Annotated in this window: 16 protein-coding genes; 1 reads left to right on the plus strand and 15 read right to left on the minus strand. The window is 60.7% G+C overall.

The window, feature by feature from the left end; genetic code table 11:
* Positions 1 to 7: 7 nt before the first annotated feature.
* The 3 genes from OIL88_08595 to OIL88_08605 form a co-directional block, all read right to left on the minus strand.
* Positions 8 to 1,828, minus strand: coding sequence for an amidohydrolase family protein (locus OIL88_08595; GenBank protein ID HJI72416.1), 1,821 nt, complete (start codon positions 1,826 to 1,828; stop codon positions 8 to 10).
* A 355-nt stretch (positions 1,829 to 2,183) separates the two neighbouring features.
* A complete protein-coding gene (gene tyrS, locus OIL88_08600) occupies positions 2,184 to 3,395 on the minus strand; it encodes a tyrosine--tRNA ligase (protein HJI72417.1) in 1,212 nt (403 codons plus the stop codon).
* Positions 3,396 to 3,491: 96 nt separating this feature from the next.
* A complete protein-coding gene (locus OIL88_08605) occupies positions 3,492 to 5,450 on the minus strand; it encodes a U32 family peptidase (protein HJI72418.1) in 1,959 nt (652 codons plus the stop codon).
* A gap of 162 nt (positions 5,451 to 5,612) precedes the next feature.
* On the opposite strand from OIL88_08605, the gene OIL88_08610 reads away from it, so the two are divergent.
* Positions 5,613 to 7,805 carry a PBP1A family penicillin-binding protein gene (locus tag OIL88_08610; GenBank protein HJI72419.1) on the plus strand — a complete coding sequence of 731 codons (2,193 nt, stop codon included), beginning with the start codon at positions 5,613 to 5,615 and terminating at the stop codon, positions 7,803 to 7,805.
* 188 nt (positions 7,806 to 7,993) lie between these two features.
* Here the strand turns inward: OIL88_08610 and OIL88_08615 are convergent, their stop codons facing one another.
* The 12 genes from OIL88_08615 to OIL88_08670 form a co-directional block, all read right to left on the minus strand.
* Positions 7,994 to 8,431, minus strand: coding sequence for an ArgR family transcriptional regulator (locus tag OIL88_08615; GenBank protein ID HJI72420.1), 438 nt, complete (start codon positions 8,429 to 8,431; stop codon positions 7,994 to 7,996).
* A 132-nt stretch (positions 8,432 to 8,563) separates the two neighbouring features.
* On the minus strand, positions 8,564 to 9,562 hold the full coding sequence (locus OIL88_08620; protein HJI72421.1) for a glycosyltransferase: 999 nt from the start codon (positions 9,560 to 9,562) through the stop codon (positions 8,564 to 8,566).
* Positions 9,563 to 9,765: 203 nt separating this feature from the next.
* Entirely contained in the window at positions 9,766 to 10,590 is an 825-nt protein-coding gene (gene truA / locus OIL88_08625; protein HJI72422.1) for a tRNA pseudouridine(38-40) synthase TruA, read from the minus strand.
* A 92-nt stretch (positions 10,591 to 10,682) separates the two neighbouring features.
* Positions 10,683 to 11,150, minus strand: a complete 468-nt coding sequence (gene rplQ, locus OIL88_08630) for a 50S ribosomal protein L17 (GenBank protein HJI72423.1) — start codon at positions 11,148 to 11,150, stop codon at positions 10,683 to 10,685.
* Between the two features lie 30 nt (positions 11,151 to 11,180).
* Positions 11,181 to 12,122 carry a DNA-directed RNA polymerase subunit alpha gene (locus tag OIL88_08635; protein ID HJI72424.1) on the minus strand — a complete coding sequence of 314 codons (942 nt, stop codon included), beginning with the start codon at positions 12,120 to 12,122 and terminating at the stop codon, positions 11,181 to 11,183.
* Positions 12,123 to 12,154: 32 nt separating this feature from the next.
* A complete protein-coding gene (rpsD, locus tag OIL88_08640; protein ID HJI72425.1) occupies positions 12,155 to 12,751 on the minus strand; it encodes a 30S ribosomal protein S4 in 597 nt (198 codons plus the stop codon).
* A gap of 19 nt (positions 12,752 to 12,770) precedes the next feature.
* Positions 12,771 to 13,175, minus strand: a complete 405-nt coding sequence (rpsK, locus tag OIL88_08645; GenBank protein ID HJI72426.1) for a 30S ribosomal protein S11 — start codon at positions 13,173 to 13,175, stop codon at positions 12,771 to 12,773.
* A 14-nt stretch (positions 13,176 to 13,189) separates the two neighbouring features.
* Positions 13,190 to 13,564, minus strand: coding sequence for a 30S ribosomal protein S13 (rpsM, locus tag OIL88_08650; GenBank protein HJI72427.1), 375 nt, complete (start codon positions 13,562 to 13,564; stop codon positions 13,190 to 13,192).
* A gap of 14 nt (positions 13,565 to 13,578) precedes the next feature.
* Positions 13,579 to 13,692, minus strand: a complete 114-nt coding sequence (gene rpmJ, locus OIL88_08655; GenBank protein ID HJI72428.1) for a 50S ribosomal protein L36 — start codon at positions 13,690 to 13,692, stop codon at positions 13,579 to 13,581.
* Positions 13,693 to 13,842: 150 nt separating this feature from the next.
* The gene (gene infA / locus OIL88_08660; protein HJI72429.1) at positions 13,843 to 14,061 is read right to left on the minus strand and encodes a translation initiation factor IF-1; all 219 of its coding nucleotides are present in this window, start codon (positions 14,059 to 14,061) and stop codon (positions 13,843 to 13,845) included.
* 104 nt (positions 14,062 to 14,165) lie between these two features.
* The gene (map, locus tag OIL88_08665; protein ID HJI72430.1) at positions 14,166 to 14,954 is read right to left on the minus strand and encodes a type I methionyl aminopeptidase; all 789 of its coding nucleotides are present in this window, start codon (positions 14,952 to 14,954) and stop codon (positions 14,166 to 14,168) included.
* Positions 14,951 to 15,577: an adenylate kinase gene (locus OIL88_08670; GenBank protein ID HJI72431.1), complete on the minus strand. Its 627-nt coding sequence runs from the start codon at positions 15,575 to 15,577 to the stop codon at positions 14,951 to 14,953. Before OIL88_08670 ends, map begins: the two co-directional genes overlap by 4 nt.
* Positions 15,578 to 15,595 lie beyond the last annotated feature (18 nt).

Raw genomic sequence — 15,595 nt, forward strand, 5'->3', positions numbered from 1 at the left:
CCGATGACTAGTCGGCGTAGGTGAAGGTTGTGACGTCGAACATGCCCTCGGGGCGGATGCGGAGCGTCGGGATAACCGGCAGGGGCAGGAAGATGATGCCCATGATGGGGTCGAGCGGCGGCTCGATGCCCATGGCGCGCGCCTTGACCATAAAGTCGTCGTGCTGCGCGGCGACATCCTCGGCCGTACCTTCGCTCATCAGACCGCCGAGCGCCAGCGGAATGCGCGCCACGACCTCGCCGTTGCGCACCAGCACGTGACCACCCTGGCCCACAGCCTCAACAGCAGCCATCATATCGGCAGCGTTATCGCCCACGACGCACACGTTGTGCGAATCGTGGCCGATCGTGGAGGCAATCGCACCACCGGTGATGGTGAAACCGCGCACCCAGCCGCGACCGATATGCTTGCCGACAAGACCCAGGCCCGCAGGACCATCACCGTCGGCGCCCTCGGCCTGCAGCGACACGCCGCGGCCATGGCGCTCGATCAGCATAATGCGGCGCAGGCCCTCGGCACTCTCGGGGCGAGCCATACCCGTGATGGCCTTACCCGGCACCACGTCAATCACGGCCTCGCCCGGCTTAAAGGCATAGTCGAATACGTCGAGCGAAAGCTTCGGCAGCTTAACGGACGCGCGCAGCTCGTCGGCAAGGGCTGCGACCTCGGCCATCTCGGGTGCGATCTCGCCCACAAAGGTGCCGTCCTGCGCCACCAGAGCACCGGCGGCGTATACGCGATGCGGAGCCGTGGTGAACGTCAGGTCATTGAGCACCAGCAGGTCGGCACGCTTGCCCGGGGCGATGGCGCCACGCAGTTCGTGCGGGTCGCGGCAGCCGTGATCCAGGCCAAACGCCTCAGCCGTGGAAAGGGACGCCATGGAGATAGCGACCACCGGGTCGATACCGGCCTCAATCGCCACGCGGCAGGCGTTGTCGATCATGCCGGACGCAAGCGCATCGGAAGGAGCGCGGTCGTCGGTCGCAAAGCAGCAACGGCGGGCACGGGCAGGATTCTCCAGCAGCATCGGCGACAGGTTGGCCAGGTCATGGCTGCACGTACCCTCGCGCAGCATCACATACATGCCGCGAGACAGCTTGTCGAGTGCCTCCTCGGGAATCGTCGACTCATGGTCAGCGATAATACCTGCTGCGGCATAGGCGTTGAGGTCCTTGCCGGCAACGAGCGGCGCGTGACCGTCAACCTGCTTGGACGGCGTCTGGTTGGCAGCGTCGATTCGAGCGCAGGTCTCGGGATCGGCCATAAAGACGCCCGGCAGGTTCATCATCTCGCCCAGGCCAAAGACATCGCCCGGATGCTCGGCAAAAAACGCCTGCATGTCAGCGGCGGTAATCACAGCGCCTGCTTGCTCATCGGGCAGCGCGGGCACGCACGAGGGCATCATGTACTTGATGGAAATGGGCGCGCGACGGCCGTCCTCGATCATAAAGCGCAGGCCGTCCAGGCCGGAAACGTTGGCGATCTCGTGGCTGTCGGCAATGGCAGTGGTGGTACCGCGCGTCGCCGCCATGCGCGCATACTCGGCAGGGCGGATGTTCGAAGACTCGATATGCAAGTGTCCGTCAATAAAACCGGGGGCAAGATAGCGGCCCTGGCAATCGATGACCTCGGCAGCCTCATACGTACCGGCGGCATCGTCGCGACCATCGTAGAGCACACCGACGATCACGCCATCCTTGACGGCAACGCTACCGGGCGCCACGCGCTGGCCGTACACGTCGACAATCTGAGCATTGGTAAACAGCGTGTCGACGGGCACGCGGCCCTCGGCTGCATCGATCACAGACCTCATGACCTCAACGGACATACATACTCCTTTAACCGTAGAAAAAAGCTGCGGAGCGGACGAGCCTTCACCGCAGCAAGCCAATAGCCATTGTATGCCCAAAAGAAGGCCCCGCTAACACCCCTTCCGCTTAACGGCGCCGCCAACTTGGTGCAGACTAACCTGACCCCATTGCACCAAACCCTTGACAAGGAGTGTCCCCAAGTGCCGGCACTAAAGGAACGTCCCCAAGTGCCAACCAACGAGAGTGAATAATCTCCCACTTTTGGCCGAGATACGGGCTCAAAACGGGAGATTATCCACTCTCAACTTAAAAGGCCGCAGTCGGGATCGTTCCGGCTGCGGCCCTTTTGCACTTGTGAGGTCAACTTGCTTGTTAGACCAACTTAAAGCCCTTGCGCTTGCCTACGGAGAGGGTGTCGCCCAGCTTGAGGGCGCTGGGGTCGATGTTGTAGCTCTTGGGAGCCACGGCCTCGCCGTTGATCTTGACACCGCCGCCGTCGATATCGCGACGGGCCTGACCGGCGCTCGCCGAAAGACCCAGGTCCTTAAGCAGGCCGGCGAGGTAAATCTGACCCTCGTCGTTGACGGACAGCTCGACGTGCTTCTCGGGGAAGTCGGCAAGCTGGCCCTCCTTGAACACGCGGTCGAACTCGGCCTGAGCCTCGTCGCCGGCGCCGGCGCCGTGGTAGGTGTCGCACAGGTCGCGGCCCAGAGCGCGCTTGAGCTCGTAGGGGTCGGCAGAACCATCGGCCAGGGCAGCGTCGATCTTGTCGACCTCGGCCGGGGTGAGCGAGCTGGCCAGACGATAGTACTTGCCGATCATCTCGTCGGGGATGGACATGGTCTTGCCGAACATGTCCTTGGGCGCGTCGGTCAGGCCGATGTAGTTGCCATAGGACTTGGACATCTTGCGTACGCCGTCGGTGCCCTCGAGCAGCGGCATGGTGAGCGCGATCTGGGGCTCCATGCCCATCTTCTCCATGAGCTCACGGCCGGCGAGCAGGTTGAAGAGCTGATCGGTGCCGCCCATCTCCACGTCGGCCTTGATCTGCACGGAGTCGAAAGCCTGCATCACGGGATACAGGAACTCATGCAGGGCGATCGGCGTCTGAGACTGGTAGCGCTTGGTAAAGTCATCGCGCTCAAGAATGCGGGCGACGGTGAACTTGGAGCACACCTGCAGCAGACCGGCCAGATCCATCGAAAGGATCCAGTCGCCGTTGTGCACGATGGTGGTCTTCTCGGGATCCAGGATCTTCATGGCCTGGCTCACATAGGTCTCGGCATTGGCCTCGATCTGCTCCTGCGAAAGCTGCGGACGGGTGGAATTCTTGCCCGAAGGGTCGCCGATCAGTGCGGTGCCGTTGCCGATGATGAGGGTGACGTTGTGGCCCAGGTCCTGGAACTGACGCATCTTGCGCAGGGGCACGGCGTGGCCCAGGTGCAGGTCGGGGCTGGTGGGGTCGACGCCGAGCTTGATGTTGAGGGGCTCGCCCTTCTCAAGCTTCTTGCGAAGGTCGGCCTCGGGGACGATTTGGGCAGCACCCGAGGTGATGATACGCATTTGCTCGTCAACAGACAGCATTGGGTATCCTCCTTTTGCTATAGCACCCTCGCCGAAAACGGCGGTGCTGGAAGTCGATAAACTCTCATATGATAACAAACTGACGCGACGCAGCACCTACGACAGGAAAATCCTCGTCCTGCCGCATGCGTCAATGGCAACTGGCAGGCGCGTGCCGTCGCGCTCGACCAAATATCGTGTTTGCCGACGACGCGAGCAGTCACGACAATGGACCTGTCCCGTCGCATCGGTGGCGCAGACGCCCTCGGCGGTCAGCAGGCAGTGCTCGCACACCATAAGCTCGGGACGGTCGGCGTCGACCGGACCCAAGACGCCGGGTTCAGCAGCCAGTTTGGCAATACGCTCCGCATCATTGCCGAGCAACTCGGCCGGCAAGTACACCCGCCCCGCGCCAAGTCCGCGCAGCCAGGTAAGCGTGGCCCGATTCGCGCAGAACACCGGCGCCGCCACGTCAAACGTCACGCCCAGCTCGCGAGCGATCACCACCTGTCCCAGGTTGCGGCAGACGACGCGCCCGGCACGCTGCATCAGTGAGCGGGTCCGGTCAGCGTCACCCGTGCGGCACACCTCGTCAAGCACCACAACGGCGTCGGACAAATCGAGTTCTCCGCGCGAGTCGGCATCCATCAGCTGCCAAGCAAAAACCATGCGAGCGGGAACCGCGCACTCCACCAACTCCGTCGACGCACCGCCATCCACCGCAACGTCCTCAAAGGGCAGCACCTCAACGGCACGCGCAACGGGCGCAATCGCATCCGCCTCGGCCCGCATGCGTTCCAACACCGCCGCCGTCTGATCCAACACGCCGGCGCTGCGAATCAGGTAAACCTCGCAGCCCGCGTCCACCTTACGCTTGCAATGCACGACGACGCGCTTCCCCGCTGTGGCATCCACCGGACAGGGCACCTGCGGCCAGCGCTTGGGCACATCGGGACGCGCGTCGACACCCGGATAGAACCGAATCTCGAGCGTGTCACCCGCCGCCACGGCGGCGTCGAGCTCAACGGTCACCTCTTCGTGGCCCACAGCGACCAAGCGCCCCACGCGCACGCCCTGGTTAATTGCGCGCTCAAAGCTCATCAGCTCGGCACCCGAACGCCCTCGCAGGTACGCATCGGTAAACCCACGGTTAAACGACCTTCCCAACTCGCGCTCAAGCTCTTCCACGGCACCGGGATCCCACGCGCCGTCACACAGCATATCGAGTGCCCGGCGCCACACCCGCACCACGTTGAATACGTAATCGGGGTTCTTCATGCGCCCCTCGATCTTGAGCGACGCCACGCCGGCATCTACAAGCTCGGGCAGATGCGCAATACCCAGATAGTCGCGCGGGCACAGCAGGCGATCTCCCTCGACGGCGACAACGCTCTGCCCCGCCTCGTCCACCAGGTCGTACGCCAGACGGCACGGCTGAGTGCAGTCGCCGCGCATCGCCGAGCGCCCACGCCGCAGGGCCGAGAACTCGCACGCCCCCGAATAGCCGGTGCAAATCGCACCGTGGCAGAATACCTCGATGGGCACGCCCGTGGCACATAGCGCCGCAATCTCGTCGACCGTCAGCTCGCGCGCCGTCGTCACGCGCTCGACCCCCAGCTCATCGGCGGCAAGTCGCACGGCGCCTTCGCTATGAACGCCCGCCTGCGTAGACAGGTGAATCTCGACCCCGGGAATCGCCGCGCGCAGCGCGCAGGCCAACCCGGCATCGGCGACAATCAGAGCATCGGCGCCCAGCTCCAGTGCATGAGCTCCCAACGCCACCGCGTCGGACAACTCATCGTCAAACACGAACACGTTGAGCGTTACGTACACACGCACGCCATGAGCATGCGCCACGGCACAACCGCGCGCAAACTCGTCATCCGTAAAGCCATGGGCGCTCACACGGGCGTTAAAGCCGCCCAACCCCGCATAGATGGCATCGGTACCCGCGGCGATGGCCGCAAGCATCTGGTCGATCCCGCCCGCCGGCGCCAGCAGCTCGGGCAGCGCCGCACCGGCATCATCCAATCCAGTCTCGTATTGTCCACTCGGCCCCATCGCCCGAATCGCCATCGGCAAACTCCTTACCAAGGTATGCATTCACTCTGAAAAATGCCGTCTTCCAGCATACACGAGGCCTCGCGCGCCCCGTTTGGTTTATCGTGTAATAACTTATGTCCATCCTGCCTCGACGGCACATCCACCGTCCGGCACGACATACCTGGAGGTCAATATATGGGTCCTCGCCAACGACAGGGACGCAGCCGTTCAAAGACGCATGCCCTGCCCATAATCCTGCTCTCGTTTTTGGGCTTTCTGCTGATTGCGGGCGTGGCGTTTGGCATCGGCATGGTCGGCAACGTCAACCGCTGGCTGTCCGATCTGCCCGACTACACCGACGCCAACGCGTATCTGGTGAGCGAGCCCACCGAGATCGTCGACTGCAACGGCAACAAGATCGCGAGCTTCTACACGCAAAACCGCAAGTCCATCACCAAGGACGAGGTCTCCCCCTACGTGCTGCAGGGCACCGTTGACGTCGAGGACGAGCGCTTCTACGAGCACGGCGGTATCGACCTGTGGGGTATCGCGCGTGCTGCGGTGGCAACCCTCGGCGGCGGGCACGAAGGCGCCTCGACTATCACCCAGCAGCTGGTGCGCAACACCATCCTGCAGGAGGAGCAGTTCGACTCGACCATCGAGCGTAAGGTGCGCGAGGCCTACATCGCCGTCAAGATGGAGGACATGTACTCCAAAGACGAGATCCTCATGATGTACCTCAACACCATCTATTACGGCCACGGCGCCTACGGCATCGAGGCCGCAGCCGAGACCTATCTGTCCAAGAGCGCCGCCGATCTCACCCTCAGCGAGGCCGCGCTGCTCATCGGCCTTCCCAACTCGCCCTCGCAGTACGACCCCACGGTCAACCCCGACCTAGCGCTGTCCCGTCGCAACAAGGTCCTCGACAACATGTTGCGCCTGGGCCACATCACGCAGGAGGAACACGATGCCGCACAGGCCGAGCCCATCACCCTCAACGTGACCGAGATTTCGGGCAGCGGCGTCGACGTATACTCGCAGCCCTACTTTGTCGCTTATGTTAAGCAGCTGCTGGAGCAGGAGTTCTCGACCGACGTGCTCTTTAAGGGCGGTCTGACCGTCAAGACCACCATCGACCCCACGATGCAGCAGGTGGCAGAGAATGCCGTCCGCCAGCAGCTCGACACGCTCTCACTCGACGGCCTGGACATGGGCATGGTCGTCGTCGACCCCAAGACCGGCTACATCAAGTGCATGGTGGGCGGCTATGACTACAACGCCGACGAGAACCACGTAAACCATGCCACGGCCAAGCGTCCCGTCGGCTCCACCTTTAAGGCCTTTACGCTGGCAACTGCCATCCAAAACGGCATGAACCCCAACGTCACCCTCAACTGCAACTCGCCGCTCAAGGCCAAGGGCACCACGACCGAGGTCCAAAACTACGCCAACCATAGCTATGGCAACATCACGCTTAAGCAGGCGACGGCATACTCCTCCAACACCGGCTACATCCAGGTGGCGGAAGCCGTCGGCAACAGCAAGATCATCTCGCTCGTCAAAAAGCTCGGCATCGATCCCGCCAAGGACAACATCGAGGACGTTCCCGTCATGACCCTCGGCACCGGCTCGATCTCGCCGCTCGAGATGGCCGCCGCCTACGCGACGTTTGCCAACGGCGGCTACTATCGCCAGCCGATCGCCATCACCGAGATTGACTCTCGTACCGGTTCGGTGCTGTACCAGCACACGGACAATCCCTCACAGGTGCTTACCGAGGGCGAGGCCGCCGCGGTCACCGATGTTCTGTCCGGCGTCATGCAGGGCAGCGGTACGGGTGCTGCCGGCGCCTTGAGCGTCAACCAGCCCTATGCCGGCAAAACGGGCACCACCGACAACACCACCAACCTGTGGTTCTGCGGCTATACCCCGCAGCTGGCGTGCGCCCTGTGGACCGGCTATTCCGCAGGTGAGATCCCCATCCAAAAATACGGCACGGACCTGCTGGGCGACAGCACCAACCTGCCTGTCTTTAAGCGGTTTATGAACACCGTTCTGACCGGTACCGAGCGCGAGGAGTTTGCGACCGGAACGGCGCCCACCTACAAGAACAACAGCGTCTGGAAGTTCTACGGCACCAACAACGCCAAGAAGACGGAGAACGACGACAAGGACGAGAACGAGGACGAAGAGGAAACTACCACAACGACTACCACGACGACCACGACCACCGAGACCACGGGTGGCGACACCACCGGCGGCACCGGTACGACCGGTGGCTCGACGGGCGGCTCAACTGGTGGTTCGACCGGCGGCGATGGCGGCACGCCTACGCCTACGCCCACTCCCGACCCCTCGCCCACGCCTGACGATACGGTCGGCTAGAAATCATCCGGCCATAAGCAACAAGGCCCCCGAGCAGCTTATTAAACTGCTCGGGGGCCTTTTAGTTTAAAGCGACCTGGTGGGCGGTCTTTATACCGGCAAACAAAAAAAGGGGGTACCGACCAACGTCGATACCCCTTACAAGCCACTATGTCACGCACACAGTGCCGAGCGCACGACCCGCACGCCTACTTGCGAGAATTGCTCAGCTTATTGATCAGCGCCTCAAGACGCTCGCCGTCCTCGGCCGTCTGGGCAATAACCAAAATCGTATCGTTGCCGGCAAGCGAGCCAAGCACATCGGGCAGCTCTGCCGCATCAACGGCGGCGGCGATGCCGGAAGCCGTGCCAGGCTGAGCCTTGATCATAACCAGATTATCGGTGCGCAGAACGCCCGTTACGAGCTCGGAAACCATACGCTGCAGGTGCAGGTCCTCTGCCAGAACATAGATGCCCTCAGGGAGCTTACGCAGCCCCATATCGGCAATATCGCGAGAGACAGTCGCCTGCGTGCAATCAAAGCCCATAGCGCGGAGCTCATCGACCAGCACGCGCTGCGTGCGGACGTCCTTATTGCGCACAATATCTCTAATGGCATCCTGGCGCCCATTGCGTTTTTTAGCCATACAAACCCTCTCTCCAAAAGATGGCGGAGACAATCAATCAGTGATTGAATAGTTTAACGCTATTTGAAGGCTTTTGTGTATAAGAACGCATTTCGAAACAATTCTATGCAAATTTGTTTCGAGATGAGCCGTTTAGGCGGTTTTTGCGCCCGTCCGGTTAAGAAAAGCTGCCAGATGCGTACACATCACGCAGCGCGCGGGCTTGGCGCTGGCGATCGGCCCAAACAACAGACCGAGCCCCCGATGGTTATCCTTGAGCGCGGCGACCATCTGACGGGTTCGAGGCGCCTCGAGCATATCACGCATGCGGGCGGAACGCTCGATTGACGACACCCCATGCGGGCTCAGACACAAATTCTCGATGCAGGCGACCAGTCCGGCAAAGTAGAACTTTTGGCTTGCCAGCTTGAGCCGACCACCGCTATCTGCCTCCGAGAGTGAGTCCGCAAGCTCGTCGAGCGCTCGGGTGTCATCGGATACCTTAGCATACATGGTGGGATCAAAGGCATCTGTAAGCTTAGGTGCCGCCGCGTGGAAACAAGCATCGCCGCAGCCGGACACGCATCGTGCCTGCGAGAGCGCATATGCCATAAACTCAACCGTACGGTACGCCTTGCCGTGCGACAGGCATGCCTCAAACAGCGGACGGCTATACATCACGCCAGAGACTTGAGCAACCAAGCCGCCTAAAATCAACTGGGGCAGCCCGGTCACCATCGAAGATTTGCTATCAATGGAAATATGAGTAGCATCCGAGACGCGCGAATGGCGCTCTCGATGTGCATCATAGCGGTCGAGCGACACCGTGGGAAACACTATGTCTGCCGCAGTATCGCACGCGATATCGACCATCTTGGGAAGGGACTGCGGAGCAAACCACTCATCGGCGTTCATAGCGATGATTTGAGAGCCGCGCGAGGCAGCAAAACCGGCACGAAGACAAGCACCGCGCTTCGCGTCCTCGACGTCAATCAAATCAATATGAATGTCCCTGTCGGCAGCAACTTGAAGCGAATGGCGTACACCAGGAGCAACGTCGCGACACACGACGACAATCTGCAGATCATAGAGGTCTTGGTTCTGGACGCTCTCGAGCGCACGCATCGCATAGCTGGGCGAACCTTCTACCACAAGGATCACCGAAAGTCGCGGATGCGAACCACGTCGAACCAAGTTTTCCGTCCTCTCGACAGCAATGAATCAAACCGTGGTTCATGGTACACCCCGGCAATAAAAGCAATGAGACACCGGTTGTATTGCACGCCAAGAACAGATGTTGCACACGCGCAGCTCACAGATGAAAGGTGTCTACGTACGGTGCGCCGAGCCCTCCCCTAGTCGAGCACGACGAGCTCGGCAGGATCGTAATCGACGCCCATAAACGTAAGGCCGCAGGCAGGCGCCGTGGGACCGGCGGCAGTACGGTCGCAGGCGTCAATAACCTCACGCATCCACTCAGGCTCACGGCGATGCATGCCGATCTCCACGAGCGTGCCGACGATCGTACGGACCATCGAATGCAGAAACGCGTTGCCCTCGATCGTGAAGGTCAAAATGTCCTCGCCAAAAGCGACCTCATGGCCAAACTCGGCGCGCATCACGCAACGGTGCGTAGGCTTACCCACGGCCGAGGCGACCTTGCAAAAGCTCTTGAAGTCCTGCTCGCCCAAGAGCGCGGGGCAAGCTGCCGCCATGGCATCGACATCGAGCGGATAGCGATGCCACCACACGGCACCGCGGGACAGCACGGGGCGCGCATCTCGATCGGCAATACGGTACGTATACGTACGGGAACGCGCGTCAAAACGCGCAGAAAAGCCTTTACGGGCCCTGTAGACCTCGTTTATGGCGATATCTTTGGGCAGCAGGGCATCCATAGCCCGCAGCCACCTACGGCGCGTACACGCGAGCTCAGCGTCCGTTACGGGCACGCTGATGTACTGGGCCACCGCGTGCACGCCGGCATCGGTACGACCCGCGCACGTCAGATCGATCGGACGGCGAAGCAGCGTCTCGATGGCTCGACGTAGCTCGCCCGCAACCGTCGTCTGTCCCGGCTGCTCGGCAAATCCGCTATACGACGAGCCATCATAGGCCACGCGAAATACGAGCGTGGCGTCAAGCTCGGAAATCGAATTGAAATCAGACGGCGCAGTCATGGGCGCTCCCAACAAACAAGTAAAGGTATCGCGACAAAAAAAGAGGGGTACGCGAACGTACCCCTCGAATATAGCCTATGCAGACGGAAAGTCTACTCAGCGGTCTCCTCAGCAGGAGCCTCCTCGACGGCCTCGACCTTCTTGGGAGCAGCGGCCTTCTTGGGGGCCGGAGCAGCCTTCTTGGCCTTAGGCGTGCAAGGCTCGGTAACGAGCTCCATGATAACGATGGGAGCGTTGTCGCCCTTGCGGTTGCCGAGCTTCATGATGCGGGTGTAACCGCCGTTGCGGTCCTGCCACATGCCCTGGGCAGCCTTGTCGAAGATCTCGGCAACGAGCTGCTTATCGCCGAGCTTGGCGATAGCCAGACGACGAGAGTGCAGGTCGCCCTTCTTGGCCCAAGTGATGATCGGGTCGACGACCGAACGCAGCGCCTTAGCGCGGGTCTCGGTGGTCTTGATGCGGTCGTTCTCGAAGAGGGCCTTAGCAAGGCTCTTCTTCATGGCCTTGGTGTGGCTCGCATCGGTGCCGAGCTTCAGGCCCTTCTTAACGTTGTGACGCATGGTCTAGTTTCTCCTCAAATATGCGAAGCATTAAGCCTTCAGGCTCAGGCCCATGGACTCAAGCTTGTCCTTCACTTCCTCGATCGACTTAACACCGAAGTTACGGATGTTGAGCAGATCGTTCTCCGAGAACTCAACGAGCTGACGGACCGAGTGAATGCTGGCGCGCTTAAGGCAGTTGTAGGAACGGACGGAAAGGTCCAGATCCTCGATCTGCTTGTCCAGCTCGGCGTTGTCGTTGGTGACCTCGGGAGCGAAGATCGAAGCCTCCTCCTCGACCTCGGGGGTCTCGGCAAGGTTCATAAAGGCGGCCATATGCTGGTTGATGATATTGGCAGCCTGGACCACGGCGTCGCGCGGGGCGATGGAGCCGTTGGTCTCGATCTCGAGGACAAGGCGGTCGTAGTCGGTGTGCTGACCGACACGGCAAGCCTCAACGAGCTTGGCGCAACGGGAAACCGGCGAGTACAGCGAGTCGACGTGGATCACACCGATGGGATCGTTGTCGCGCTTGTTGGCCTCGCCAGAAACATAGCCGCGGCCATAGCCGATGCGCATGCTCATGGTGAGATGGCCACCCTCGGTGAGCGTAGCGATGTGCTGCTCGGGGTTGACCAGCTCAAACTCGGACGGAATAAAGAAGTCCGCACCGGTGACCTCGCAGGGGCCGTCAACCGAGATGGTGGCGGTCGCCTCGTCGGTCGTGCCGAGAGCCCTGAAGACAAGACCCTTGACATTCAGGACGATGTCGGTGACATCCTCGACCATGTTAGGGATGGTCATGAACTCGTGCTGCGCACCATCGATCTGAATAGCCTCGACGGCGGCACCCTCGAGCGAGGACAGAAGAACGCGACGAAGGGAGTTACCCAGCGTATCGCCGTAACCACGCTCGAGCGGCTCGACGGAGACACGAGCAGACGTCTCGTTGATCTCTTCGACCTGAACCTGAGGCCTAATGAATTCTGACATGTATTACCTCCAGCCTCAGCAGCCCGGATGGACTACTTAGAGTAGAGCTCGACGATGAGCTGCTCGTTGATATCACCGCTGATCTGCTCACGCGTCGGCAGAGCGAGCACGTTACCAGACAGCTTCTCGATATCGACCTCGAGCCAGCCAGGGACCTCAAAGCGCTCGGAGGAAATCAGGGCCTCCTTGATGGGGAGGAGGTCACGGAACTTCTCGCCGACAGCGACGACGTCGCCGGCCTTGACGCGGTAGGACGGGATGTCCACGCGCTTGCCGTTCACGGTGAAGTGACCGTGACGGACGGACTGACGAGCCTCTTTGCGGGTGCGGGCGAAGCCAAGACGGAAGACGACGTTGTCGAGGCGAGACTCAAGGATGATCATGAGGTTCTCACCGGTGACGCCGTTCATCTTGCGGGCCTTGTTGAAGTAGCCGTGGAACTGCTTCTCCAGAACGCCATAGATGAACTTGACCTTCTGCTTCTCGCGCAGCTGCATGCCGTACTCAGATTCCTTGCGACGGCGCTTGGGCTGACGGATAGATTCCTTCTTGCTGCTGTAACCGAGCTCAGCGGGATCGATCCCGAGCTGACGGCAGCGCTTAAGAACAGGAGTCCTGTCGATTGCCATATTGATACGATCCTTTCAGTTACACGCGGCGACGCTTCTTGGGGCGGCAGCCGTTGTGCGGAATGGGGGTCTTGTCCTGGATGCTCGAGACCTCGAGGCCAGCAGCCTGGAGGGAGCGGATGGCGGTCTCACGACCGGAGCCGGGGCCCTTGACGAAGACGGAAACCTTCTTCATACCGTGCTCCATGGCCTGCTTGGCAGCAGCCTCGGCAGCCATCTGGGCAGCGAACGGCGTGGACTTACGGGAGCCCTTGAAGCCCACCTGGCCAGCCGACTTCCAGGAAATGACGTTGCCCTGGGGATCGGTGATCGAAACGATCGTGTTGTTGAACGTAGAACGAATGTGAGCCTGGCCCACGGAAATGTTCTTACGGTCCGCGCGCTTCAGACGGGCAGCGCGAACGTTCTTCTTAGCAGTAGCCATCTATCTAGCGCTCCTTATTTCTTCTTCTTAGCACCGATCTGACGCTTCGGGCCCTTGCGGGTACGAGCGTTAGTGTGGGTGCGCTGGCCGCGGACCGGGAGGCCCTTGCGGTGACGAAGGCCGCGGTTGCAGCCGATGTCCATAAGGCGCTTGACGTTCTGGTTGCGCTCACGGCGGAGGTCGCCCTCAACCATGATCTGGTTCTTATCGATATAATCGCGGATGGCGTTAACCTCATCCTCGGTGAGGTCCTTAACGCGCGTATCCACGTTAACGTTGCACTCGACGCAGATCTTCGTCGCAGTGGTGCGGCCGATGCCGTAAATGTAGGTCAGACCGATCTCAACGCGCTTCTCACGCGGGAGGTCGACACCATTAATACGGGCCAACGTAGTCTCCTCTCTTAACCCTGACGCTGCTTATGACGGGGGTTCTCGCAAATGACGAGGACCTTGCCATGGCGCCTAATGATTTTGCACTTATCGCACATCTTCTTGACCGAAGGACGTACCTTCATCGTTCTTCCTTTCGGTAGCGCTCAAACTACTTCCCTACTATCTACTCGCCCAGCCGCAGGCGTTTAAAACTATGGCTGGTCTTCACACACAATCCGACCGTAGGTTGAGCTAAGCCTGCAGCCGGAAATGGAGTGCGTGTATGCGTGCCGCTATTTGTAGCGATAGGTGATGCGGCCGCGGGTCAGGTCGTACGGGGAAAGCTCCACGACAACCCTGTCACCGGGGAGAATACGGATGTAATTCATTCGGATCTTACCGGAAATGTTGCACAGAACCGAATGACCGTTCTCGAGCTCGACCTTAAACATGGCGTTGGGCAGCGGCTCCTTTACCGTACCCTCGAGCTCAATTGCGTCTTCCTTCTTCACAAGCAATCATCTTTCTCTAGAAAACGACAGCGATTGAGTATTCTACAACACGTATGCACGCATCGTATTAACTTCGTAATGGCTCCACAACTAAGTGGAGCTTGTTACATTTCTCCGCCTTGGAGCGAACACCAAGCACCTTGGGCATCCGTGGTGAGAATCACCGGACCGTCATTGGTAATGGCGACGGTGTTCTCGTAGTGCGCGGCGGGCAGGTGGTCGTTGGTCGTAACAATCCAACCGTCGGAGCCCGTGCTCACATGGTTGGAACCCATCGTAACCATCGGCTCGATGGCAATGACCATGCCGGCCTGGAGGCGAACGCCCCTCCCCTTCTTTCCATAGTTAGGAACGTTGGGGTCCTCGTGCATCACGCGGCCAATGCCATGACCCACATAATCACGAAGCACGCCGTAACCGTGAGACTCGGCGAGGGACTGAACGGCATAACCGACGTCCCCGATATGGTTACCGGGAACAGCCTGCTCGATGGCAGCCTTAAGGCAATCGCGCGTGACCTCGCACAAAGCCTTGGCTTCGGGCGTGGGGGTGCCGACGAAAAACGTCCATGCGTTATCGCCGACCCAACCGTCGACAACGGCTCCCGTATCGATGGAGATGATATCGCCATCGCGCAGGATCATGTCGGGGTTGGGAATACCGTGGACCACGGCATCGTTGATCGATGCGCAAATGGTCCCCGGGAACCCGCCGTAACCCTTAAAGGCCGGGGTGCCGCCATGCATGCGGATAATCTGCTCCGCGAGCTGATCGAGCTCAAAAGTCGAAACGCCGGGACGCACCATGGCTCCAACGTGGCGGAGCGCCATCTTAGATAGCGCTCCTGCCTTCTTCATCTGCTCGATTTGCGTTGCAGACTTAATCTTGATCATAGACCGAGAGCCTCTTTGACATCCCCGTACACGGTCTCGCGAGCCTGGTCACCGTTGACCGACTTGAGCAGACCCTGGCCACGATAGTAGTCGACGAGCGGGCTCGTGGACTTCTCGTAGACGTCGAGACGGTTCTTGATGGTCTCGGGCTTGTCGTCGTCGCGCTGATACATCTCGCCGCCGCACTTGGGGCAGGTGGCATCGGCAGCGGTGCCGGTGTAACCGCAGGCGCGGCAGGTGCGACGCGAAGACAGACGGTCGATGATGACCTCGGGGGCCACGTCGACCAGAAGGGCGCAGTCGATCTCGCGACCCATAGCGGAGAGCTCGGAATCGAGCGTCACAGCCTGGGCGGTGTTGCGCGGGAAGCCGTCGAGGATGAAGCCCTGCTGGGCGTCATCGGCAGCAAGGCGCTCCTTGACAAGGTCGATCACGAGCTGGTCGGGAACGAGCTCGCCAGCGTCCATGTACTTCTTAGCCTGAATACCAAGCTCGGTGCCACCCTTGACGGCAGCACGCAGCAGGTCGCCCGTGGAAATGTGAGCGACGCCGAACTCGGCGACGAGCTCCTGTGCGACGGTGCCCTTACCGGCACCCGGAGCTCCGAGCAATACGAGGTTCATGAGCAATCCTCCTCTAGC

This window comes from Coriobacteriaceae bacterium (assembly GCA_025992855.1).
Classification (GTDB): domain Bacteria; phylum Actinomycetota; class Coriobacteriia; order Coriobacteriales; family Coriobacteriaceae; genus Collinsella.